A 21,950-nucleotide genomic window follows, 5' to 3' on the forward strand; every position below is an offset into this window, starting at 1 on the left:
GGTGTCGCCCGTTACATCGGGCGTGAAATGCGGTTACATGAGCAGCATCGCCGGGCAGGGTGTCGCGGTGGTGAACGGGTGGGGACGCGCAGCTGTCGAACTGGAGAAGGGTGCGAAAATCCCAGATCAGAAAGACTTACTGCTGAGAGTCGACGAGGGCGTCAGCGACGACCTCGCGCATGTCGAGCGCGTCGGTGCTCGATCGCAGGCCTGCGACCTCCGTGACGAGCGCCTGCAACAGCACGGAGTGGCCGAGTCGGCTGAAGAAGGGATCGACCGCGTGCTGGGTGCCGACTGCGCCGGTCGAGAGCGCGACGTCCGAGAGCTCGACCAGGGGGGCCCTCGGGTAGCTGCAGAGCGACACGATTCGCGCACCGCGCTTGCGCGCGGCGCGCACCGTCGCCAGTGTGTGCGCGTTCGCCCCGGAATGACTGAGTGCGAAACAGACGTCAGCATCGGTGAGGCTGTGAGCGGCGAACTGCTGAGCGAGGATGTCGAGCGGCGCTTCCACCGGGCGGCCGACCGTGGCGAGGCGCATGGCGGCGTCTTGCAGTGGTGGAGCGGAGAACCCGTTGGCGGCGCACACGACGCGCGAGGCGCGCGCGAGCAGCGCGGCGGCCTCGGCGAGGGCGGTGCGGTCGATCGAAGCCCGCCCGACGAGCAATGCGGCCCGCGCGCTCTCGAAGACCTGGTCCACGGCGTCTCCCGGGGTGCGCTCCTCGGTACCGGAGGCGGGCATCTCCCGTGCCAGTTCGAGGCGCAGATGCTGGAACCCGCGGAATCCGAGCCGCTGGCAGGCTCTGATGACGGTGGCGGTCGATGTTCCGGCCGCCGCGGCGAGCTCCTGCGTCGACCACTGCGGGACGTCGGCGGGGCGATCGAGGATCACTCGGGCGACCGCGCCCTCGCTCTGCCCGAGGGTCGCGGCGAACGCGCGGATCAGGGCGAGCGCAGACGCGGGTGCTGCTGGGGAGAGCGAGGGCGACGACATGCGTTCACGGTAAGCGGCACGGGTGAACGCGGGGTGTCGAGCCAGTGGACGGCGCGGGTCCGCCTCCGGCGTGCACGGGCTCTGGCTCCGACGTCGCGCTACTCGGAGACGACGAGCAGGTCGCCCACCTCGCAGTCGAGCGCACGGCAGATCGCGGTGAGCGTCGAGAAGCGGATCGCTCGCGCGCGATCATTCTTCAGCACGGAGAGGTTCACGAGGCTCACCCCGACCATCTCGCTCACCTGCGTGAGGGTGAGACCCCGCTCTGCGAGCAGCTCGTCGAGCCGGCAGTGGATCGCGTGCCCCTCGCCGGGGTCGACGGGAGTCATACGAGGCCCTCGGTCTCGCGCTCGAGGCGCATCGCGCGTCGGATTGCGATGTCGATCAGTCCGAGGGCGGAGATCCCGAAGAGGATGATCACGTACCATCCCCACCACGCCAGAGTTCCGGTGTCTGTGGCACGGACGTCGAGTGCTGCGGCTACCCCGTTCGCCGCGAAGTGCCGGAACGCATACGCCGCGAGCGCTCCGCCGACGCCGCTCCACATGGCTGCGCTGAATGCTCGGCTCACGGCGGGCGTGAAGAACTCGCCGCGCAGCACACTCCGCGTCAGTCGCGCCGTGCAGGCGATCACGACCAGGGCGGCAATGGCCGCGAGCACGATCGAGATCGCCAGGCACACCGTCGAGACCGGGTTGACATCGGGCACGATCACGTCGATCCGCGTCGCGATCCCGGAGATGGGGTCCGCTGCGATCGGTCCGTCTGCGCCGTACTCCGTCACCCCCTCCGCGGTGATCTCCCGCGGTTGGATCGGAAGGGTCCACGCGATGCCACCGGGGACGAAGCGACGCCGGAACTCGGCGATCGCGAGCGCGACGACGGCGATCGCGGCGAGTGAGCACATGACGAGTACGCCGATGGCGTCCGAGCGGATCCTGCGCGGAGTGAACTCGCCTCGGGAGGGTGGGCGCTGGGGGAGCTGCGACGCTGACATGGCGCCTCCTTATCGTTCATCGTTATTATCGGTGATCGATAAGCTACGGGATGCTGGGCTCGTCCGTCAACCGCCCGTCACGCCTGCGGCGAACACGGCCCCGCGATACGGGATCACCACGTAGCCTGTTTCCATCGGCGGCGCCTTTCCCGTGCTACAGGCGTCGCAAGGAGGTAGGAGATGTTCGAGAGATTCACTGATCGTGCTCGCCGGGTTGTGGTGCTCGCCCAGGAAGAGGCGAAGATGCTCAACCACAATTACATCGGTACTGAGCACATTCTGCTGGGCCTGATCCACGAGGGCGAGGGCGTTGCAGCGAAGGCGCTCGAGCAGCTCGAGATCTCGCTCGACGCAGTGCGTGCGCAGGTCACCGACATCATCGGCACCGGGCAGCAGCCGCCGGCGGGTCACATCCCGTTCACGCCGCGCGCCAAGAAGGTGCTCGAGCTGAGCCTGCGCGAAGCGCTGCAGCTGGGCCACAACTACATCGGCACCGAGCACATCCTGCTCGGCCTGATCCGCGAAGGCGAAGGCGTCGCCGCGCAGGTGCTCGTGAAGCTCGGCGCCGATCTCAACCGAGTGCGCCAGACCGTGATCCAGCTGCTCTCCGGCTACCAGGCCGGCAAGGAGAGCGCGACCGTGGGTGCGCCGGAGTCGGGCGGCGAGTCCAAGGGCTCGCAGGTGCTCGATCAGTTCGGCCGCAACCTCACGCAGGCGGCCCGCGAGGGCAGGCTCGACCCCGTGATCGGCCGTGAGAAGGAAGTCGAGCGGGTCATGCAGATCCTCTCGCGCCGCACCAAGAACAACCCGGTGCTGATCGGTGAGCCCGGCGTCGGCAAGACCGCCGTCGTCGAGGGTCTCGCGCAGGCGATCATCAAGGGCGAGGTGCCCGAGACGCTCAAGGACAAGCAGGTCTACGTGCTCGACCTCGGCTCCATGATCGCGGGCAGCCGCTACCGCGGCGACTTCGAGGAGCGCCTGAAGAAGGTCACCAAGGAGATCCGCAACCGCGGCGACATCATCATCTTCATCGATGAGATCCACACGCTCGTGGGTGCCGGTGCGGCAGAAGGCGCGATCGACGCGGCCAACATTCTGAAGCCGATGCTCGCGCGCGGTGAGCTCCAGACGATCGGCGCCACCACGCTCGACGAGTACCGCAAGCACTTCGAGAAGGACGCAGCGCTCGAGCGCCGCTTCCAGTCGATCCAGGTCGCGGAGCCGTCGCTCCCGCACTCGATCAACATCTTGAAGGGCCTGCGCGACCGTTACGAGGCGCACCACAAGGTCTCCATCACCGACGGCGCCATCGTCGCCGCGGTGAATCTCGCCGATCGGTACGTGCAGGATCGCTTCCTGCCCGACAAGGCCATCGACCTGATCGACGAGGCCGGCGCACGCCTCCGCCTGTCGATCCTGTCGAGCCCGCCGGAGCTGCGGGAGTTCGACGAGAAGATCGCCGTCGTCCGTGCTGAGAAGGAGCAGGCGATCGAGGGTCAGGACTTCGAAGCCGCCGCCAACAAGCGCGACGAGGAGAAGAAGCTGATCGCCGAGCGACTGCGCCTCGAGAAGCAGTGGCGTTCGGGCGACGTGGCCACCCAGGCCGAGGTCGACGAGGGACTGATCGCCGAGGTGCTCGCTCAGGCGACCGGCATCCCGGTCTTCAAGCTGACCGAGGAGGAGACCTCGCGGCTCCGCTTCATGGAAGACGCGCTCCACCAGCGCGTCATCGGCCAGAACGAGGCCATCTCGGCACTCGCGAAGACGATCCGCCGCCAGCGCGCGGGCCTCAAGGATCCGAAGCGCCCCTCCGGCTCGTTCATCTTCGCCGGCCCGACGGGCGTCGGCAAGACGGAGCTCGCGAAGGCGCTCGCCGAGTTCCTGTTCGATGACGAGGATGCGCTGATCTCGCTCGACATGTCGGAGTACGGCGAGAAGCACACCGTTTCGCGTCTCTTCGGCGCCCCTCCGGGGTTCGTCGGGTTCGAAGAGGGCGGCCAGCTCACCGAGAAGGTGCGCCGCAAGCCGTTCTCCGTCGTGCTCTTCGACGAGATCGAGAAGGCTCACCCCGACATCTTCAACTCGCTGCTGCAGATCCTCGAAGAGGGTCGCCTCACCGACGGTCAGGGTCGCGTGATCGACTTCAAGAACACCGTCATCATCATGACGACGAACCTCGGATCGACCGCGATCGCCGGCGGCCCGGTGGGCTTCCAGCTCGAGGGCGACTCGTCGGTCGGGTACGACATGATGAAGGGCAAGGTGAACGAGGAGCTCAAGAAGCACTTCAAGCCGGAGTTCCTGAACCGTGTCGACGACACGATCGTGTTCCCGCAGCTCACCAAGCCGGAGCTGCTGCAGATCGTCGATCTGTTCGTGAAGCAGCTGAAGGATCGCCTGCTCGATCGCGACATGCACATCGAGATCTCGGTCGCGGCGCGCGAGCGCCTCTCCGAGGTGGGCTACGACCCGACGCTCGGTGCGCGTCCGTTGCGCCGCGCGATGCAGCGGGAGATCGAGGATCGCCTCTCGGAGCGCATCCTGAGCGCCGAGTTGCTGGCGGGCGACCTCGTGAAGGTCGACTTCGTCGACGGCGAGTTCACCTTCGCCACCGAGCCGCGCGCGGATCGGGACGCGGGAGCCGCCTCGGCTTCGGCCGCGGCCGCCGTGGCCTCGACCGCCGCGACTCCCGGCATCGGCGAGTAACGCACTCCGCGCAGAAGGGCCCGCTGCTCACGCAGCGGGCCCTTCTGCGTCTGCGGGAGCGCACGCCGCGAGGCGGGGCGCGGGCACCCCGGGCGTAGACTGGAACGATGAGCGCCGCACCTGAGATCAGCATCCGCAGCGCGCGCACGGGAGACGTGCCGCAGATGGTCGCACTGATGGAGCCGCTCGTCGCGAGACGCATTCTTCTCGGCAAGGACCTCGTCGATCTCTACGCCGCCGTGCCCGAGTTCCTGGTCGCGGTCGACGTCGACGACGCCGTCGTGGGGTACGGAGCCGTGCACGTCATGTGGGAGCAGCTGGGCGAGGTGCGCACGCTCGGGGTGGCCGAAGCGCTGCTCGGGCGGGGGGTGGGGCATCTCCTGCTCACCGCGCTCGAAGAACGAGCACGCTCCCTCGGACTCGCGCAGCTCTTCTGCCTCACGTTCGAAACCGAGTTCTTCGGCAAGCACGGCTTCGAGCGCATGAGCGAAGACACCGAGCTCATCGCCGCCGAGGTGTACGCCGAGCTGCTGCGCTCGAGCGATGAGGGCGTCGCGGAATTCCTGGACCTGGCGAGGGTGAAACCGAACACGCTGGGCAACACGCGCATGCTGAAGCACCTGTAGGGCGCGAACGCCGCTACGCTGACGCCATGTCGACACTGAGGGATCCGGTGGGGCCGAAAGACCGCAAGGTATACGTCCGCCGTCGGCTGATCGTGCTGCTGGTGCTGCTCGCCGTGGTCGCGGTCGTCGTGCTGATCATCGTGCGACCGGGGTCGAGCGGGGGCGTGGCCAGCGCGGGCGAGGTCGAAGTGCCCGAAGACCTCGTCGAATCCCCGGCACCCGATTCCGACGACGCCGACGGCGCCGGAGACGGCGACGTCGCAGCCTGCAGCGCGGGCCAGTTCTCGGTGACCCCGGCGACCGACAAGGGGGACTACGCCGCGGGTGAGCTGCCTCAGCTCTCGCTCAGCGTCGAGAACACCGGCGAGGAGCCGTGCTCCGCCGACCTCGGCAGCGCGAACCTGCAGTTCGTCATCGTCAGCGGTGATGACGAGGTGTGGCGGTCGGCGGATTGCCAGGAGAACGCGGAGCACCTCGCCGTGATCCTCGAACCCGGCAAGCCACTCGACACCGAAGCGATTCCCTGGGATCGCACCCGGTCGAGCCCCGAGACCTGCGACATCTCCCGCGATCCGGTCGCCGCTGGCGGCGCGTCGTATCACCTCCGCGTCACCGCCGCTGGAGCGCAGGGCACGGGCACCGCTCAGTTCCTGCTCTACTGAGACCGCTCCGGCGCGACGGCCGCCTCGAGTCGCAGCGCGATCCAGAGCTCCGCCCGGTCGTCGGGATCGCTGACGGAGCGGGCGGTCACGCGCTCGATGCGGGCGACGCGATCGCGAAGCGTGTTGCGGTGGATCCCGAGGGTTGCCGCCGTCGGGCCTCGCTGACCGTTCGCGGCGAAGAGCGCATGGAGCGTCTCGCGGAGCATGGCGCGATCCTCGGCGCTCATCGCATCCGGGGCGAGCGCGTCGTATGACTCGGAGAGCGGGCCGAGTACCCGCTGCGACATCGGTGCGGCGCCGGATCCCGCCGCGCCCGTGCCCGCATCAGACCCTGCGGCGTCGCGGGCGTCTGCGGCGTCGAGCTCCAGGAGGGCTTCGAGAATCGGCGTATCGCGATCCGCCCAGATGACCGCTGGCACCCGCGGCGCCGTGTAAAGGGGCGCGGTGGGGGAGAGGGCGCGCAATCGGCCCGCCGCCGACCGCCGGCTCTGCACGGCGTCTGCGAGCGGTGACGGGCGGCCGACAACGACATCGAGGTTGTACGACGCGGCGGTCGCGAGTGCAGTGTCGAGCGCTCCGGGGTGGTCGTCGACGATCTGCCAGGCGCGGCCGACGCCCGGCGCGGGGGCCGGGGCATCGTTGGAGGCGACGAGCCGGTCGAGACCCGAACGCGGCTTCCTGCGCCACGATGCCAGATCTTCCGCCGTGCCCTGCACGGCGAGCACGCGCACGCGACCCGGAGGCTCGAGACCGGGCGCGAGGATCCCGAACCCCTGGACGGCCGAGCCCCGCGCGAGGAGCGCAGCGGTCAATCGTTCCCATCGCTCGCGCTCTCGGGCATTCTCGGCTCGGTTCTCGCCCAGGGCGAGGCCGAGCACCATGGCGCCCGCTGCGACGATCGAGCGCCCCTCCGCCGAGAGCGGGGACCCGCCCGCGATGGCCAGCTGAAAACGGCCGCCGGCGTCGAGGTCGATGACCTCGGCCTCGGCCGCCTCCGCGGCGGAGGCGAATCCGGCGGTGGCCGCGAGCGTGCCGCCGTCGGATCCCAGCAGCGCGAGGTGCTTGCCGGTCGCTTGAGCGAGGCTCGCGAGCACCTCGGCGGGTTGCTGCTCCCCGCGCGCGCCCTCGAGTAGGCGCTGCTGGGCCTGCAGCGCCCCGCGCGCAGCACCGAGATCGTCAGCGCGCAAGAGCTCGGCGACGGCCTTGCTCACCGCGATGAAGGGGACGGGAAGCGGGACTTCGAAGAGCGCGACCCGGTACGCACTCGCCGCCTGGACGAGGGGTTTCGGGATGCGCTCGTGATTGACTCCGATCCCGAAACCGATGGCGGCGACGCGCGCCCGATTGAGGCCGGCGACGAAGTCGCGCCACCGGCGGTCGTCGTGTGCGAGGGCGAGCCCGGTGGTCAGCACGATCTCTCCGCCTTCGAGGTACGAACCGAGGTCGAGCAGCTCGGTGTTCGACACCCACGTGATCGTGGGATCGCCCGCGCCCGATTGCACGAGGCGCAGGTGCAGGTGGGGTATCGCGAGGAGCTGCGAGAAGGCGACCATGATGCGATTCTTGCACAGGTCACCCACGTCGGGATATGCAAGCATGCCGCGGGCAGCGGGCAGGCCTGCGCCTACACTGGCGGTACGGGAACGGCGCACCGCACCGACGTCCGCTCCGCCCCCGCACGAGCAGCAGACGATGAGGAGCGCACCGATGACGGGCACCGGGCAGCCGAGGCACGAGAACGAATCCACCGAACGCGTGCCGCGGGGGGCCCTCCACGGCATCCGCGTCGCGGACTTCTCGCGAGTGCTGGCCGGTCCGCACGCGACGATGATCCTCGCCGATCTCGGCGCCGATGTCATCAAGATCGAGAGCCCGGAGGGCGATGGCACCCGCCAGTGGAACCCTCCGGTCAACGCGGTCGGGCAGAGCACCTACTTCGCGGGGGTCAACCGAGGCAAGCGCTCCGTCGTCTGCGACCTGCGCGACGAAGCAGGGCTCGCTCGCGCACGCGAACTCGCCCGCACGGCAGACGTCGTCATCGAGAACTTCAAGCCGGGCACGATGGAGAGATTCGGCCTCGGATACGACGCCGTCGCGGCCGAGAACCCCGGAGTGGTGTTCTGCTCGATCTCAGGATTCGGCGACACCGAGGGGCGCGACCTTCCGGGGTACGATCTGCTCGTGCAGGCCGTCGGCGGCTTGATGAGCATCACAGGCCAGGCCGACGACGCCGGGGGAGAGCCGACCAAGGTCGGCGTGGCCCTCGTCGACATCCTCACCGGGCTCAACTCCGTGATCGGGATTCAGGCGGCGCTCCGCGCTCGCGACTCCGCGGAGTCTCCCACCGCCGGTCGCGGCCAGCACGTCAAAGTCACACTGCTCGGATCACTGCTCTCGGCGCTCGCGAACCAGGCGTCCTCCACCCTCGAGACGGGCGTCGCGCCCGGCCGAATGGGCAACGCCCACCCGTCGATCGCGCCGTATGAGACCTTCGCCGCCGCCGATCAGTCGATCGCCCTCGCCGTCGGCACTGACGGGCAGTTCGCGCGGCTCTGCGACGTACTCGGCATCGCCGAACTCGCCCGTGGCGATCGCTTCGCCACGAACCCGCAGCGCGTCGCACACCGGGTCGAGCTGCGCACAGAGCTCGAGACGGCATTGAGGGAGCGATCCGCAGCCGACTGGATCGCCGCCTTCACAGCCGCCAACATCCCCGCCGGCCGTGTCAACTCCATCGCGCAGGCACTCGACCTCGCCGAATCACTCGGCCTGGAACCGGTCGCGGCGACCGCGGCGACGGCTCCCGACGGTTCCGAGCAGACGGTGCGCTCCGTGGCGACGCCGATCTCGCTCTCGGAGACGCCGGCCCGCTACGAGGTGCCGCCACCGGGCATCGGCGAGCACCAGGACGCCAGTTGGCTCCCGCGGTAAACGCACCCCATTCTCACCCCTTCGCCCGAACCTTCCCCGAGGAGCACCATGACCACCACCATCGATCAGCTGTTCGACGTCGCCGACTTCGTCACCGAGGAAGAGCGCGAGTGGCAGCTCAAAGCCCGTGAGTTCGCGCAGACGCGCATTCGCCCCATCATCGACCAGGCCTTCGAAGATCGCCGCCTCCCCGTGGAACTGCTGCCCGAGGTCGGCGAGTTCGGGGCGTTCGGCATGTACCTCGACGGCTACGGCCTGCGCGGCGCATCCTCCGTCGCCTACGGCCTGGTCGCCATGGAATTCGAGGCGGTCGACTCCGGCTTCCGCACCGCACTCTCCGTGCAGGGTTCGCTCGCGATGGGTGCGATCTACAAGTTCGGCTCGGAAGAGCAGAAGCAGCGCTGGCTGCCGCTCATGGGCCGCGGCGAAGCCATCGGCTTCTTCGGGCTCACCGAACCGCAGGGCGGCTCCGACCCCAACACCATGCTGACGACCGCGCGACGCGAGGGCGACGAGTGGGTGCTGAACGGCAAGAAGCGCTGGATCGGCCTCGCCACCATCGCGCAGCTCGGCGTCATCTGGGCGAAGGACGACGAGGGCATCGTGCGCGGCTTCATCGTGGAGACCGACACCCCCGGCTTCACCGCCACCGCGATCGAGAACAAGCTGTCGATGCGGGCCTCGCTGCAGACCGAGATCGTGCTCGAAGACGTGCGCATTCCGGCCGATGCGATCCTCCCCGGCTCGAAGGGGCTCTCGTCACCGTTCAAATGCCTGAACGAGGCGCGCTACGGCATCGCGTGGGGCGTCATGGGCGCGGCCCGATCCTGCCTCGAGGTCGCCGTCGAGCGCTCGCAGACCCGCGAGGTCTTCGGTGCGCCCATCGGAGGCAAGCAGATCATCCAGGCGAAGCTCGCCGACATGTTCCTCGAGTACCAGAAGGGCCTGCTGCTTGCACTGCACCTCGGGCGTCTGAAGGATGCTGGCAACCTCACCTACGGGCAGATCTCCGTCGGCAAGCTGAACAATGTGCGCGAGGCCATCAAGATCGCCGGTGCCGCCCGCTCGATTCTCGGCGGCGACGGCATCACCTCGGAGTTCCCCGTCATGCGCCACATGGCGAACCTCGAGTCCGTGCGCACCTACGAGGGCACGGACGAGGTGCACCAGCTGGTCATCGGGCGCGAGCTGACGGGCATCGCAGCCTTCTAGTCGGTCGGGCGGGCGCGGCCTCGATCCACCCTCCTGCCTGCCCCTCCCGGTGTCGTGGCCGCGCGGATCGCCCGTGAGCTAGGGTGACTGGCGGACGGAAGGAGCACGTGGTGGACGTGAAACGGGTGAGGGCGTCGACGGCAGGCCGGGTCGGGAGCTCAGACCGGGCGGACCGCCTCGAGCGGGTGCCGTGGGCGGCGGTCGCCGTGTTCGTGGTGCTGTCGTTCGGTCTCGCCTGGCTGATCGCGATGCCGCTCTGGCGCATGGGCACCGACGCCGACGCATACACGCTGTGGTTCGGCCTCCTCGCGGCAGCGATGATGTTCACCCCGGCGATCGCAACCGCGGTGGCGCTCTTCGTGATGCGTGCGCCGCGACGGGAGCGCCTCCGCTTTCTCGGCATGTGGCCCCTGCGCCCGGCGCGCCGGGTCGTCTGGTTCACGGTCGCAGCACTCGTCGCGCCGCTCATCGTCGTGCTGGCCGCCGTCGGCGTATCGGTGCTGTTCGGCTGGGCGCGCCTCGACCTCGTGAACTTCTCCGGTTTCCAGGCGACCCTCGACGCGCAGTTCGCCTCGCTCGACGCCGAGACCGCCGAGCTCGCACAGCAGAGCATGCCGCCGCTCGGATGGCTCGTCGCTCTGCAGGTGCTGCTCGTGCCGATCGGCGGCCTCGCGAACAGCCTGCTGGCGTTCGGGGAGGAGATCGGATGGCGGGGATGGCTGCTCACGGCGCTGCGTCCGCTCGGCACTTGGCCGGCGATCCTCATCACCGGGGTGATCTGGGGGCTCTGGCACACGCCCCTCATCCTGCTCGGGTACAACTTCGGGCTCACCGATTGGCGGGGCGTCGCTCTCATGACCGGAGGCTGCGTGGCGTGGGGCGCGCTGCTCGCCTGGTCGCGACTGCGCAGCGGGTCGGTATGGCCGGCAGTGGTCGGCCACGGGGCGCTCAACGCCTCTGCCGGCATGATCGTGGTGCTCGCGGCCGCAGATGCGCCGATCAATCCCGCGCTGGCCATGCCGTTGGGGGTATCGGGGTGGATCGTGATCGCGGTCGTGGTGGCGGTGCTCGTCGCCACGGGGCAGTTCCGCGAGGATCACCAGCCTCCGCTCGCCCCGCGCGCCCGACGAGGAGGCGGAGTGGGCGGCGCGACCTATGACGCTGCAGGCCCTGAGCGCGTCAACGCGACGATGCGGTCCGAAACGTCGGGGTAGCGCGCGCGCAGCGCGTCGCGCTCGCCGAGTGCGAATCCGTTCCACGCGAACGGGGGCGACATCGTCGTGCCGACCAGGCTCCACGCTCCGAGCGATGAGGAGCCCTGCATGACACCGGCCGGCACGACGAGCTGGGGCAGCTGGCCGGCATCCGGGTCAGGGCCCAGCAGCCGCTCCTCGGCGCGGCCGTCGGGGTGCAGGAGGAGTACTCGCAGCGGGTCGCCGGCGTACCAGTGGTACACCTCGACCGAAGCGAGAGCATGCAGCGCCGAGAAGTCCGGGTCGGCCAGCAGGTAGTAGATCGCGCTCGAGTGGTCGTCGAGGTGCATGCGGCGGAAGAGGCCGCCCTCGTGCTCGAGCGGTTCGAGCGAGAGGCGCTCGACCCAGCGCGCCGCCTCCTCAGGGAGCGGAGGCGTGTCGGAGCGGTGCGCGGGGGACGCCGGCGACGCGTTCACGCGAGCGCGGCTTCGCGGGTCTTGCGGAACCGCTTGCTGAGCAGGATGAGCACAATGAGCGTCACGACGTACGGGCCGGCGTCGGTCAACTGCTGCGGCAGGCCGAACGACTGCAGGCGGAATCCGATGGCGTCCGCGAAGCCGAAGAGCAGCGCGGCGCCGAGCACTCCGACGGGATGGGCGCGGGCCAGCATCACGGCGACCACGGCGATCCATCCGCGACCGGCCGACATGTTCTCGGTGAACTGCACCACATTTCCGAGGGCGAGCTGCGCTCCGCCGAGCCCGGCGAGCGCGCCGGAGACGATGACGGCACCCAGCTGGTACCGCTGCGGGTCGACGCCCATGGTGGCCGCGGCGAGCGGGCGTTCACCGACGCCGCGCAGACGGAGGCCGAGGGGGGTGCGGAAGAGCACGATCCAGAGCGTCGGCACCAGCAGCAGCGCGAGGTACCCGAGCGGTGTCAGCGCGAAGAGCTGGCCGATCCAGGGGATGTCGGCGAGCACGGGGATGCGCCACACGGGAATGCCGACGATGCCCGGATCCTGGAACACGCCCTGCACGTCGAAGATCGCGACGAGGAGGAAGCTCGTCATGCCGACGGCGAGGATGTTCATGGCGACCGCGAGAACGATCGGGTCGCCCTTGCGGTAGACCGCACCGTACCCCAGGATGAGCGAGAACAGCGCCCCGGCGATCATGGCGACGATCACTCCGAGCAGCCAACTGTGCGTGAAGAACGATGCCGCGACACCGGCGAATGCGCCGACGAGGATCATGCCCTCGAGGCCGATGTTGAAGATGCCGGCCCGTTCGGCGATCATGCCGCCGAGTGCGGCGAGCAGGATCGGGATGAGCGACCGGAGGACGGACCCGATGAGGTCCTGGTCGAAGAGTTCGAGGACGTTCATCGATCGGACTCCTTCGTCTCGGTGCCGGCACCGGGCACCGGAGCATGCGGTTCGGCGATCGCCGCCTCGTTCAACGGCGGCTCGGCCGTCGGCGGCCCCGAGGATGCTCCGTCAGCGGAGCCGCGTCTGCGGAACCGGGGAAGCGCCACGCGGAACGCGAGCAGTACGATGACGAGCGCTTGAATCACGGCGGCGATCTGCGGCGAGAGCCCGAGTTCGCGTCCCATCGCATCGCTGCCGACCATGATCGCCGCGAAGAACAGACCGGCGATGGCCGTGCCGATGGGCCGGTAGAGGGCCAGCAGCGTGACGAGCAGCGCGGTGAAGGCGTAGTTCGTCTGCACGAAGTACCCCTCGATGAGCCGGGTGCTCGGGGCCCCGATGATGAGCATGACGCCGAAGAGCCCGGCGAGGCCGCCGGAGAGCGCCATCGTGCGCGTGACGAGCGGGCCCGGCTTCACGCCTCCGTAGCGCACGAATTCCGCGTTCTGGCCGCTGAGACCCGACTCGAAGCCGAACCGGGTGCGACGATTCACGAAGACGGCGCCCGCGATCACGACGATGAGCACGATGATCGACCAGTTGACTCCGGTGAGCACCGCGGTGACCGGGCTCGTGGGCCCGAACGTCGATCGCAGCGTCTCGGCGAAGGAGGAATCCTTCGGCACGAGCATGCCGAGCTGCACCTCGGGTCGCAGCTGCTGGGTCGCGACGAGGTCCGTGCTCGGGTCGTTCAGCTGGAACCGGATCAGCCACGAGGAGAAGTAGCGAGCGGGGTAGTTCAGCAGCAGCGTCGAGAGCAGGATCGGCACCCCGAGCAGATTCTGGAGGAGCGCCGAGATGAGCCCCCACGCCGCGCCGGTCGCAATCGCGACGATGAAGGCGAGCGGCACGATGAGGATCGCCGGGCCGGGGACGTAGACCGCGACGATGCCGCCGGTCAGCGCCCCCAGGCCGGCCTGTCCCTCGGTGCCGAGGTTGAGCACTCCGGCACGGAAAGCGACGGCGATCGCGATGCCGATACCGATGATGGGAACGGCGCGCTGGAGCGTGTTCGCGAGTCCCGAACCGGTGCCGAACGATCCCTGGAGCATCGCGACGTATCCGCTGATCGGATCGACGCCTGCGATGAGCATGAAGCAGGCGCCGATGAGCAGGGCGAGCACCACCGACACCGGGATGGGGCCTGCGAGCCAGCGACCCGCTGTGCGTGCGGCATTCATCGTGCGGTCCCCTTCTCGGTGACATCAGGGCGTGGAGCGTCGTCGGTGCGGTCGCGCAGCGCGTCGAACGATCCGGGTCGGTGGCGCTCCTCGGGTGCGTGCCCTGCCATGTAGAGGCCGAGCAGCGCCTCGCTCGCTTCGGCTTTCGGTACCTCGGCCACGATTCGACCCTCGAACATCACGACGATGCGCGACGAGAGCGACATGATCTCGCTCAGTTCGGCGGAGATCAGGAGCAGCGCGCCACCCGTGTCGCGGTACTCGCAGAGCTCGCGGTGAATCGATTCGATCGCTCCGATGTCGACGCCGCGCGTCGGCTGCTCGGCGATGAGCAGCGGAGAGCCGTAGTCGAGCTCGCGAGCGACCACGACCTTCTGGAGGTTGCCGCCGGAGAGCGTGCCGACCCGCGTCGTCGGGCCGGCGATCTTGACGCCGAAACGGCTGATCAACCGTTTCGAGTGCTCGAGCATGGCCGATCGCGAGAGCAGGCCTCGCTTCAGGAGGGGGGCGCGCCGATGATGGCCGAGTGCGAGGTTGTCGATCGCGTCGGCGCCGCCGGCACTGCCGACGGCATGGCGATCCTCCGGGATATAGGCGATTCCGCCGTCGCGACGCTGAGCGATCGACGAGGCGCTGAGATCGCGTCCCACGACCGACACGGTGCCCTCGTCGGCTTTGCGCATGCCGATGATCGCCTCGGCGAGTTCGACCTGGCCGTTGCCCGCGACGCCCGCGATGCCGACGACCTCGTTGCGGCGCACGAACACACTGGCATCCGAGACGGCGTCGCGCCCGGCCGACCCCGGCACGGTCAATCCGCGAACATCGAGCACCACGTCGCCCGGTGCGTGCGCGGGGGGCGGGGTGGCGAGGTTGACATCGCGACCGGTCATGTGGCGGGTGATCTCATCGGGAGAACTGTCGGCCGTGACGAGTTGCGCCACGTTGCGCCCGTCTCGCAGCACGGTGACGCGGTCTGAGATGGCCATGACCTCGCCGAGCTTGTGGGTGATGAGGATGATCGTGCGTCCATCGGCTTTGAGCGCCCGGAGCACGTCGAAGAGACGCTCGGTCTCTTGCGGGGTGAGTACCGCGGTCGGCTCGTCGAGAATGAGCACGCGAGCCTCGCGGTAGAGCGCCTTCACGATCTCGACGCGCTGCAGCACGCCGACCGGCACGGAATCCACTCGCGCCGCGGGGTCGAGCGAGAGGCCGTAGCGCTCGGCGATCTCCGCAACGGCGCGGTTCGCCTCTGCGCGATCGATGAGCCCGCGCTTCTTCGGCTCGCTGCGGAACACGACGTTCTCCGCGATGGTGAGCGACGGGAAGAGTTTGAACGACTGGAACACCATGCCGATGCCGGCATCGATGGCGTCAAGGGGTGAGGAGAATTCTCGTCGCTCGCCCCTGATGTAGATCTCGCCCTCATCGGGCTGATAGACGCCGGCGAGCTGCGACATCAAGATCGACTTGCCCGCCCCGTTCTCGCCCATGAGCGCGTGGATCTCACCGGCTTCGACCTCGAAGTCGACGCGATCGTCGGCGAGTACGCCGGGGAAGCGCTTGGTGATCCCGCGCATCGAGACTTCGGCGACCATCCGTGTTCCTTTTCTTGGTGGTGCATGAAACTCGCCGGTTGAGCGAGCGCGGGAAGACGAGACCCAGGGTACTGCGAAACGGTCTCGACTTCGGCGCGCTCGGCTCAACCGGCGATCCGGGGGTTATGCGAGCGGGTCGGTGACCTTGATCTTGCCCGAGACGATGTCGTCGCGCGCCTGGGTCACCTCATCGAGCACATCCTGGTGCTCCATGATCGTGCACTGCGAATCAGCGGCATCCTCGGTGAGGCTGACGATGGTCATGCCCTCCTCCTTGAGGCCGAAGGAGCTCGTCGCATCCTTCGAGCTCTTACCGTCCATGATCTCGCCGACGACGGTCTCCACGACGCGGTTGACCGACTTCACCGTGCCGTCGACGACCGACCCGGGTGCGATCGGGCACTGGTTCGCGTCGACGCCGTAGGCGGAGAAGCCCTTTTCAGCTGCGGCCTCCATGATGCCGCCGTTCGAGGCAGCGCCGACGGCGAAGACCTCGTCCACGCCGCTCGCTGCGAACGCGAGGGCCTGCTCCTTGCCGCGCGCCGGATCGGCGAACGGGTTGTCGCCGCCGATGACCTGCGGAGCCACCGTGTCGACATCCTCGTTCACGCTCTTGGCGCCTTCGGCGAAGCCGTCGGAGTACTTCTTCAGCAGTTCGTTGTCGACCGAGATGACCGAGCCGACCTTGTTCGCCTCGGTGAGGAGCCCGGCTTCCATGCCGAGCAGGTACGACGGCTCCTGCTCGCGGAACGTCGCCTGGTAGAGGTTGTCGGGGGCGCCCTCGACGAACGTGTCGATGAGCATGAAGTTCTGCTGCGGGTTCTGCTCGGCGAGCTCCTTGGCGACATCGCCGAACTGGAAGCCGAGCATCACGACGACCTCGGGAGCTTCGGCGATCGCGGCTTCCAGGTTGGAACGGCGCGTCGCATCGTCCTTCGATTCGAAGGTCTTCGCGGTGCCCTCGAAGGTCTCGGCGACCGATTCGATGCCGACCTTGCCCGACTTCAAGAACTCGTTCTGGCCGATCGGATCGCTCGTGATGTAGATGAAGCTGGGGCCGTCGCTGGCCGCCTCATCCGAGGTGCCGCCGCCGCCGGAGCAGGACGTGAGCAGCAGTGCAGCGGATGCCGCGCCTGCGACGAGAGCCGCGCGAACGCGACGCTGGGTGAAGAACATGGGTGTTCCTTTCGAACGGGAGGGTTGGGGTGAGCTTACGAACGGAGCGACTCGAGCGACACGCTTTCGAGCGTCTCGCCGCGGCTGAGCAGGATCACCCGGCGCTCGGTGACGATCGCCGTGATGAGGTCGTGCGGGGTCACGTCGAAGGCCGGGTTCACGGCATCGATGCCCGCGGGGGCGGTGCGCGTGCCGCCGAACCCCACGACCTCGTCGACGCCGCGATCCTCGATCTCGATATCGGCTCCGCTCGCGGTGCGCATGTCGATCGTGGATTCTGGCGCGACGACGATGAAGGGCACTCCGGCGTGCTGCGCGGCGAGCGCGAGCGAGAACGACCCCACCTTGTTGGCGGTGTCGCCGTTGGCCGCGATGCGGTCGGCGCCGATGAAGACCGCGTCCGCGATTCCGCGCGAGAGCAGGAACGGGCCTGCGGAGTCGATCAGGAGCCGGAAGGGCGCCTGCATGCGTTCGAGCTCCCATGCGGTGAGGCGCGCGCCCTGCAGCAGCGGGCGCGTCTCGAGGGGGAGCGCCTCGATGAGGGAGCCCTGCTCGAAGAGCGTCTCGATCACGCCGAGCGCGGTGCCGCGCTCGACCGTCGCGAGACTGCCGGTATTGCAGATGGTCATCACGCTCACGCGATCCTTCGCCGCGAGCTCTCGCGTGAGATCGGCGCCGCGCAGGCCCATCGAGATGCAGGCCGCGATGTCCTCGTCGCGGATGAGCACGGCCTCGTCGAGGATGGCGGCGGCGCCCGCGTCGAGCTTGGTCAGCGCGCGGTCGACGCCCCACGAGAGATTCACCGCGGTGGGGCGGGCCTCGCGAAGAATCGCAGCCTGGCGACGCACCTCGTCTCGGTCGAGCTCGTCATCGCCGTGCTCCGCCTGCACAGACGCTGCGATGAGCGCGACGCCGAACGCGCCTGCCACGCCGAGTGCCGGGGCGCCTCGCACCGCGAGCCGCTGGATGTCGTCGATCAGTTGCGGCAGCTCCGTGACGCGGTGCACCTCGACCCGTTGGGGGAGCAGGGTCTGATCGATGAGTTCGATGGCTCCGTTGACCCAGTCGATCGTGCGCAAGCGGTGCTCCTTTATCCGTCACAGTTTCGCCGCAGGGAATCGCTGATTGCTCTGGGAGTGCTGACGCCCCCACCCCGGGCTGCAGTATCGCAGCTCTCAGAATACCTGACGCTGACGCTCCTTCGAGCCTGCTGTCGGGGTTCCACAACCGGGTGCGGTTCAGTGCGCGGATGCGAGCCGTTGCCGAGCCGGTCATGCATCGTTCACGGATCGATATGCGTGTCGTATCGCGGGATGCGATTCCGTCGGCGTAGCGTGTGACGCATCGGGCAGGGTGCCCGATCGAGGAGGCCGGTCGGTCACCACCTCGAAGCCACTGGCCAACTCGCTGAGTCGGGGCGCTGCCCCGGTGCAGAGGAGCCATCGTGGCTGAGATCCAACACCCCGCAACCCCCGTTCCGGCGCTCGTCGAGGCGGAGCCCGTCGCGTCGGGCCGCTCGTCGGCATTCCGGACGCCGAGCTCCCCCGAGCTGTCCGACGACACCCTGCAGCAGTTGCGCACGTACGTGCTCGACACGTCCGTCCTGCTGAGCGACCCGGCGGCGCTGTTCCGCTTCGCCGAGCACTCGGTGGTGCTGCCAGTCGTCGTCGTGATGGAGCTGGAGAAGAAACGGCACGATCCCGAACTCGGATACTTCGCGCGGCGCGCGCTGCGCATCCTCGACGAACTGCGGGGCAAACACCTGCGGCTCGACATCCCGGTTCCGGTGGGCGACGCCGGGGGCACCGTGCGCGTCGAGCTCAACCACACGAGCCTCGACGGTCTGCCGAGCGGCATGCGCCTCGGCGACAACGACACGAGAATCCTCGCGGTGGCGCAGAACCTCGCCTCCGACGGTCTCGACGTCACGGTGATCTCGAAGGATCTGCCGATGCGATTGAAGGCCGCAGCGCTCGGGCTCGGATCGGAGGAGTATCGCGCCGAGCTCGCTCGCGACGACGCCTACACGGGGATCGCATCGTTCGCGCTCGACGAGGAGCAGATGCGCGTGCTGTGGGAGGACGAGCGGCTCGACGACGTCGAGGCCGCCGCCGACCTGCCGCTCGGCACGGGGCTCGTGCTCACCTCGGCGCGCGGTTCGGCGCTCGGAAGAATCGACGGAGACCGGTCGCTGCACGTGGTGCGCGGCGACCGGGAGGTGTTCGGCGTGACGGGGCGCAGCGCTGAGCAGCGCCTCGCGATCGACCTGCTGATGGACCCGAAGGTGGGCATCGTCTCGCTGGGCGGCAGTGCTGGCACGGGCAAGTCGGCGCTCGCGCTCGCCGCAGGGCTCGAAGCCGTGCTCGAGCGACGGCAGCACCGCAAAGTGATGGTGTTCCGACCGCTCTACGCCGTGGGCGGCCAGGATCTCGGCTACCTGCCCGGCGATCACCAGGAGAAGATGAACCCCTGGGCCCAGGCGGTGTTCGACACCCTCGGCTCGATCGTCTCTCAGAACGTGCTCGACGAGGTGGTGGCGCGCGACCTCGTCGAGGTGCTGCCGCTCACGCACATCCGCGGGCGCTCGCTGCACGATGCCTTCGTGATCGTGGACGAGGCGCAGTCGCTCGAGCGGGGCGTGCTGCTGACCATGCTCAGCCGCATCGGCCAGAACTCGCGCGTCGTGCTCACGCACGATGTGGCGCAGCGCGACAACCTGCGCGTCGGTCGGTACGACGGAATCGCGGCGGTCATCGAGAAGCTGAAGGGGCATCGCCTGTTCGGTCACGTGACCCTGACCCGCTCCGAGCGAAGCGAGATCGCGGCCCTCGTCACGGATCTGCTCGACACCCCGTAGACGATGAGGCGACCGGCCGGGCGCGATGACCCGGCCGGTCTGCCGCCGCTACCCGACGGCGGCGATCCGCTCCTCGACGAGCGGCCAGAAGGTGTCGGCCCACACCTCGTACCCGCGGTCGTTCGGGTGGAAGGCGTCCGCGGCGAACTCGGTGAGCACGCCCGCCACTCCGCGCTCCTGCGTGGCCCGGTGCAGCGGCACGACGCGCATGCCGAGATCGCCGGCGATGGCGTGAATCATGCGGTTCGCGACCCGCACCTTCCGCTCGTTCCACGGCAGATGGAAGCAGGGGAGCTCGCTCACGATCGTGTGCCGGGGCAGCGCCCCGAGAATCTGCGTCATGTTCCGGTGGAAGCGCACCGCATCCCACTCGGCGATGTCGTTCGCGCCGATCGCGATCGTAACGAGGTCGGGCTCATACGCGAGCACCTTCTCCGCTTTCGGCAGCTGATCGCGCAGGCACAGGGCCGTCGTGGCCCCCGAAACCGCGAGATTGACGACTTTGACGGGCTCGCCGGTGCTGGCCTCGATCCGGTCGATCAGCTGCCCGACGTAGCTGCGCCCGGGTGTCGACGCTCCGATGCCCTGCGCGGTCGAGTCGCCGAGCGCGAGGTATCTGAAGGCGCCCTTCTGCTTGCGCCGCTCCCGCCACCACTGGGCGGTCACCGGCTGCATCTCCGCGAGCTCCATCAGCGGGCGATTCACGCGGTCGTAGAGTCGCTGCCACCCGAGCAGGCGAGCCGCTGACGCGGCTCCCGAGCGGGCGAGGGCGCGCGCACCGTCGCGTGGAACTCCTGCAGGCATCATGGATTCAGCGTAGCGAGGGCGGCTGTCGCGGCGCATCTCCTTCGCGCCGGCGGCGGCCCCGACCGAACGGCGACGGGCCCGGGATCGACGCACTGCGATCCCGGGCCCGTCGGCGGTGCCTGCGGTGAACCTACTTCGCGACGCCCGGGTGGGTCATCGACAGCAGATCGAGCGCCTGGTCGAGCGCCTCTTCCGAGACCTCGCCGCGCTCGACGTACCCGAGGTCGACGACCGCCTCCCGCACCGTGATGCCCTTCTTGACGGAGTGCTTCGCGATCTTCGCGGCGGCTTCGTAACCGATGAGGCGGTTGAGCGGTGTCACGGTCGACGGGCTCATGCCGGCGAGGGCGGCGGCGCGCTCGAGGTTGGCCTCCAGACCGGCGACCGTCTTATCGGCGAGCACCGTCGAAGCGTTCGAGAGGAGACGGATCGACTCGAGCAGCGCGGTGCCCATGACCGGGATCTGCACGTTGAGCTCGAATGCTCCGGATGCGCCGGCCCACGCGATGGTCGCGTCGTTGCCGATGACCCGAGCGCACACCATGAGCACGGCTTCGGGAATCACCGGGTTGACCTTGCCCGGCATGATCGACGAGCCCGGCTGCAGGTCGGGGATGTGCAGTTCGGCGAGGCCCGTGTTGGGGCCCGAACCCATCCAGCGGATGTCGTTGTTGATCTTCGTCAGCGACACGGCGATGGTGCGCAGGGCTCCGGATGCCTCGACGAGCCCGTCGCGGTTCGCCTGCGCTTCGAAGTGGTTGCGCGCTTCGGTGATCGGCAGGCCGCTCGACTGCGCGATCTCGGCGATGACCTTCTCGGGGAACCCGAGCGGCGTGTTGATGCCCGTGCCGACGGCCGTGCCGCCCTGGGGCACCTCGGCGACGCGGGGGAGCGCAGCGTCGATGCGCTCGATGCCGTAGCGGATCTGGGCGGCGAATCCGCCGAACTCCTGTCCGAGGGTCACCGGCGTCGCGTCCATGAGGTGGGTGCGACCCGACTTCACGGCCGTCTTCCACAGCTCGGCCTTCGTTTCGAACGCCTCGGCCAGGTGCGCGAGCGCGGGCTTCAGCTGCTCGATGAGCGCTCCGGTGACCGCGATGTGCACGGACGTCGGGAAGACGTCGTTCGACGACTGCGAGGCGTTGACGTGGTCGTTCGGGTGCACGGGGGAGCCGAGGTGGCGCGTGGCGAGCGTCGCGAGGACCTCGTTCATGTTCATGTTCGAGGAGGTGCCGGAGCCCGTCTGGTACGTGTCGACCGGGAACATGTCGTGGTGATCGCCCGCGATGATCTCGTCGGCCGCCGCGACGACGGCCTGAGCGACCGAGGCGTCGAGGATGCCGAGATCGCCGTTCGCGATGGCGGCGGCGCGCTTGATGCGCGCGAGCGCGACGATCTGCGCGGGCTCGAGGCCCTTGCCCGAGATCGGGAAGTTGTCGACGGCGCGCTGCGTCTGGGCGGCGTACAGGGCGTCCTTGGGAACCCGCACCTCGCCCATGGTGTCGTGCTCGATGCGGTACTCGGTCTCGGCGCCGGCGGCGCTGCGATCTTCGGTCACAATCATCCTTCGTTTCGTGGATACTG

At 68.8% G+C, this 21,950-nt stretch carries 19 protein-coding genes; 7 read left to right on the plus strand and 12 right to left on the minus strand.

Features of this window, described 5'->3' with window-relative positions; translation table 11 throughout:
* Positions 1 to 136: 136 nt before the first annotated feature.
* The 3 genes from JE033_RS10040 to JE033_RS10050 form a co-directional block, all read right to left on the minus strand.
* Complete coding sequence (locus tag JE033_RS10040; protein ID WP_200331351.1) at positions 137 to 991, minus strand: MurR/RpiR family transcriptional regulator; 855 nt, start codon at positions 989 to 991, stop codon at positions 137 to 139.
* Between the two features lie 98 nt (positions 992 to 1,089).
* Positions 1,090 to 1,320, minus strand: a complete 231-nt coding sequence (locus tag JE033_RS10045; RefSeq protein ID WP_090150969.1) for a helix-turn-helix transcriptional regulator — start codon at positions 1,318 to 1,320, stop codon at positions 1,090 to 1,092.
* Positions 1,317 to 1,988: a hypothetical protein gene (locus JE033_RS10050; RefSeq protein WP_090150966.1), complete on the minus strand. Its 672-nt coding sequence runs from the start codon at positions 1,986 to 1,988 to the stop codon at positions 1,317 to 1,319. The genes JE033_RS10045 and JE033_RS10050 overlap by 4 nt, the downstream gene beginning before the upstream one ends.
* A 180-nt stretch (positions 1,989 to 2,168) precedes the next feature.
* On the opposite strand from JE033_RS10050, the gene JE033_RS10055 reads away from it, so the two are divergent.
* The 3 genes from JE033_RS10055 (at position 2,169) to JE033_RS10065 (ending at position 5,982) form a co-directional block, all read left to right on the plus strand.
* The gene (locus tag JE033_RS10055; RefSeq protein WP_090150963.1) at positions 2,169 to 4,694 is read left to right on the plus strand and encodes an ATP-dependent Clp protease ATP-binding subunit; all 2,526 of its coding nucleotides are present in this window, start codon (positions 2,169 to 2,171) and stop codon (positions 4,692 to 4,694) included.
* 107 nt (positions 4,695 to 4,801) lie between these two features.
* A complete protein-coding gene (locus tag JE033_RS10060) occupies positions 4,802 to 5,320 on the plus strand; it encodes an amino-acid N-acetyltransferase (RefSeq protein WP_090150960.1) in 519 nt (172 codons plus the stop codon).
* Positions 5,321 to 5,346: 26 nt separating this feature from the next.
* A complete protein-coding gene (locus JE033_RS10065; RefSeq protein ID WP_200331353.1) occupies positions 5,347 to 5,982 on the plus strand; it encodes a hypothetical protein in 636 nt (211 codons plus the stop codon).
* Here the strand turns inward: JE033_RS10065 and JE033_RS10070 are convergent.
* Complete coding sequence (locus tag JE033_RS10070) at positions 5,976 to 7,535, minus strand: PucR family transcriptional regulator (protein ID WP_200331355.1); 1,560 nt, start codon at positions 7,533 to 7,535, stop codon at positions 5,976 to 5,978. The two genes, JE033_RS10065 and JE033_RS10070, sit on opposite strands and share 7 nt — an antisense overlap.
* A 154-nt stretch (positions 7,536 to 7,689) precedes the next feature.
* Between JE033_RS10070 and JE033_RS10075 the strand changes: the two genes are divergently transcribed.
* From JE033_RS10075 to JE033_RS14940, 3 genes are all read left to right on the plus strand, one after another.
* Entirely contained in the window at positions 7,690 to 8,913 is a 1,224-nt protein-coding gene (locus JE033_RS10075; protein WP_200331357.1) for a CaiB/BaiF CoA-transferase family protein, read from the plus strand.
* Between the two features lie 48 nt (positions 8,914 to 8,961).
* Positions 8,962 to 10,125, plus strand: coding sequence for an acyl-CoA dehydrogenase family protein (locus JE033_RS10080; protein ID WP_090150945.1), 1,164 nt, complete (start codon positions 8,962 to 8,964; stop codon positions 10,123 to 10,125).
* Between the two features lie 116 nt (positions 10,126 to 10,241).
* A complete protein-coding gene (locus tag JE033_RS14940; protein ID WP_370567945.1) occupies positions 10,242 to 11,339 on the plus strand; it encodes a lysostaphin resistance A-like protein in 1,098 nt (365 codons plus the stop codon).
* Here the strand turns inward: JE033_RS14940 and JE033_RS10090 are convergent.
* The 6 genes from JE033_RS10090 to mtnA form a co-directional block, all read right to left on the minus strand.
* Positions 11,279 to 11,794 carry a cupin domain-containing protein gene (locus tag JE033_RS10090; protein ID WP_200331359.1) on the minus strand — a complete coding sequence of 172 codons (516 nt, stop codon included), beginning with the start codon at positions 11,792 to 11,794 and terminating at the stop codon, positions 11,279 to 11,281. The two genes, JE033_RS14940 and JE033_RS10090, sit on opposite strands and share 61 nt — an antisense overlap.
* A complete protein-coding gene (locus tag JE033_RS10095; protein WP_090150938.1) occupies positions 11,791 to 12,705 on the minus strand; it encodes an ABC transporter permease in 915 nt (304 codons plus the stop codon). Before JE033_RS10095 ends, JE033_RS10090 begins: the two co-directional genes overlap by 4 nt.
* Complete coding sequence (locus JE033_RS10100) at positions 12,702 to 13,928, minus strand: ABC transporter permease (RefSeq protein WP_200331361.1); 1,227 nt, start codon at positions 13,926 to 13,928, stop codon at positions 12,702 to 12,704. The genes JE033_RS10095 and JE033_RS10100 overlap by 4 nt, the downstream gene beginning before the upstream one ends.
* Positions 13,925 to 15,526 (minus strand): ABC transporter ATP-binding protein, encoded by a 1,602-nt coding sequence (locus JE033_RS10105; RefSeq protein WP_200331363.1) that lies wholly within the window; start codon positions 15,524 to 15,526, stop codon positions 13,925 to 13,927. Before JE033_RS10105 ends, JE033_RS10100 begins: the two co-directional genes overlap by 4 nt.
* A 123-nt stretch (positions 15,527 to 15,649) precedes the next feature.
* Positions 15,650 to 16,702 (minus strand): BMP family ABC transporter substrate-binding protein, encoded by a 1,053-nt coding sequence (locus JE033_RS10110; RefSeq protein WP_090150926.1) that lies wholly within the window; start codon positions 16,700 to 16,702, stop codon positions 15,650 to 15,652.
* Positions 16,703 to 16,737: 35 nt separating this feature from the next.
* Positions 16,738 to 17,781: an S-methyl-5-thioribose-1-phosphate isomerase gene (mtnA, locus tag JE033_RS10115; protein WP_200331365.1), complete on the minus strand. Its 1,044-nt coding sequence runs from the start codon at positions 17,779 to 17,781 to the stop codon at positions 16,738 to 16,740.
* 470 nt (positions 17,782 to 18,251) lie between these two features.
* Here mtnA and JE033_RS10120 point away from each other — a divergent pair, with 470 nt between their 5' ends.
* Positions 18,252 to 19,559 carry a PhoH family protein gene (locus tag JE033_RS10120; RefSeq protein WP_234037467.1) on the plus strand — a complete coding sequence of 436 codons (1,308 nt, stop codon included), beginning with the start codon at positions 18,252 to 18,254 and terminating at the stop codon, positions 19,557 to 19,559.
* Between the two features lie 48 nt (positions 19,560 to 19,607).
* Here the strand turns inward: JE033_RS10120 and JE033_RS10125 are convergent, their stop codons facing one another.
* Together JE033_RS10125 and JE033_RS10130 are read right to left on the minus strand one after the other, a co-directional pair.
* A complete protein-coding gene (locus JE033_RS10125; protein ID WP_234037427.1) occupies positions 19,608 to 20,366 on the minus strand; it encodes an SGNH/GDSL hydrolase family protein in 759 nt (252 codons plus the stop codon).
* 130 nt (positions 20,367 to 20,496) lie between these two features.
* Entirely contained in the window at positions 20,497 to 21,924 is a 1,428-nt protein-coding gene (locus tag JE033_RS10130; RefSeq protein WP_336662483.1) for a class II fumarate hydratase, read from the minus strand.
* Positions 21,925 to 21,950: the final 26 nt, after the last annotated feature.

It is taken from the genome of Leucobacter sp. L43, assembly GCF_016597785.1.
GTDB lineage: Bacteria > Actinomycetota > Actinomycetes > Actinomycetales > Microbacteriaceae > Leucobacter > Leucobacter alluvii.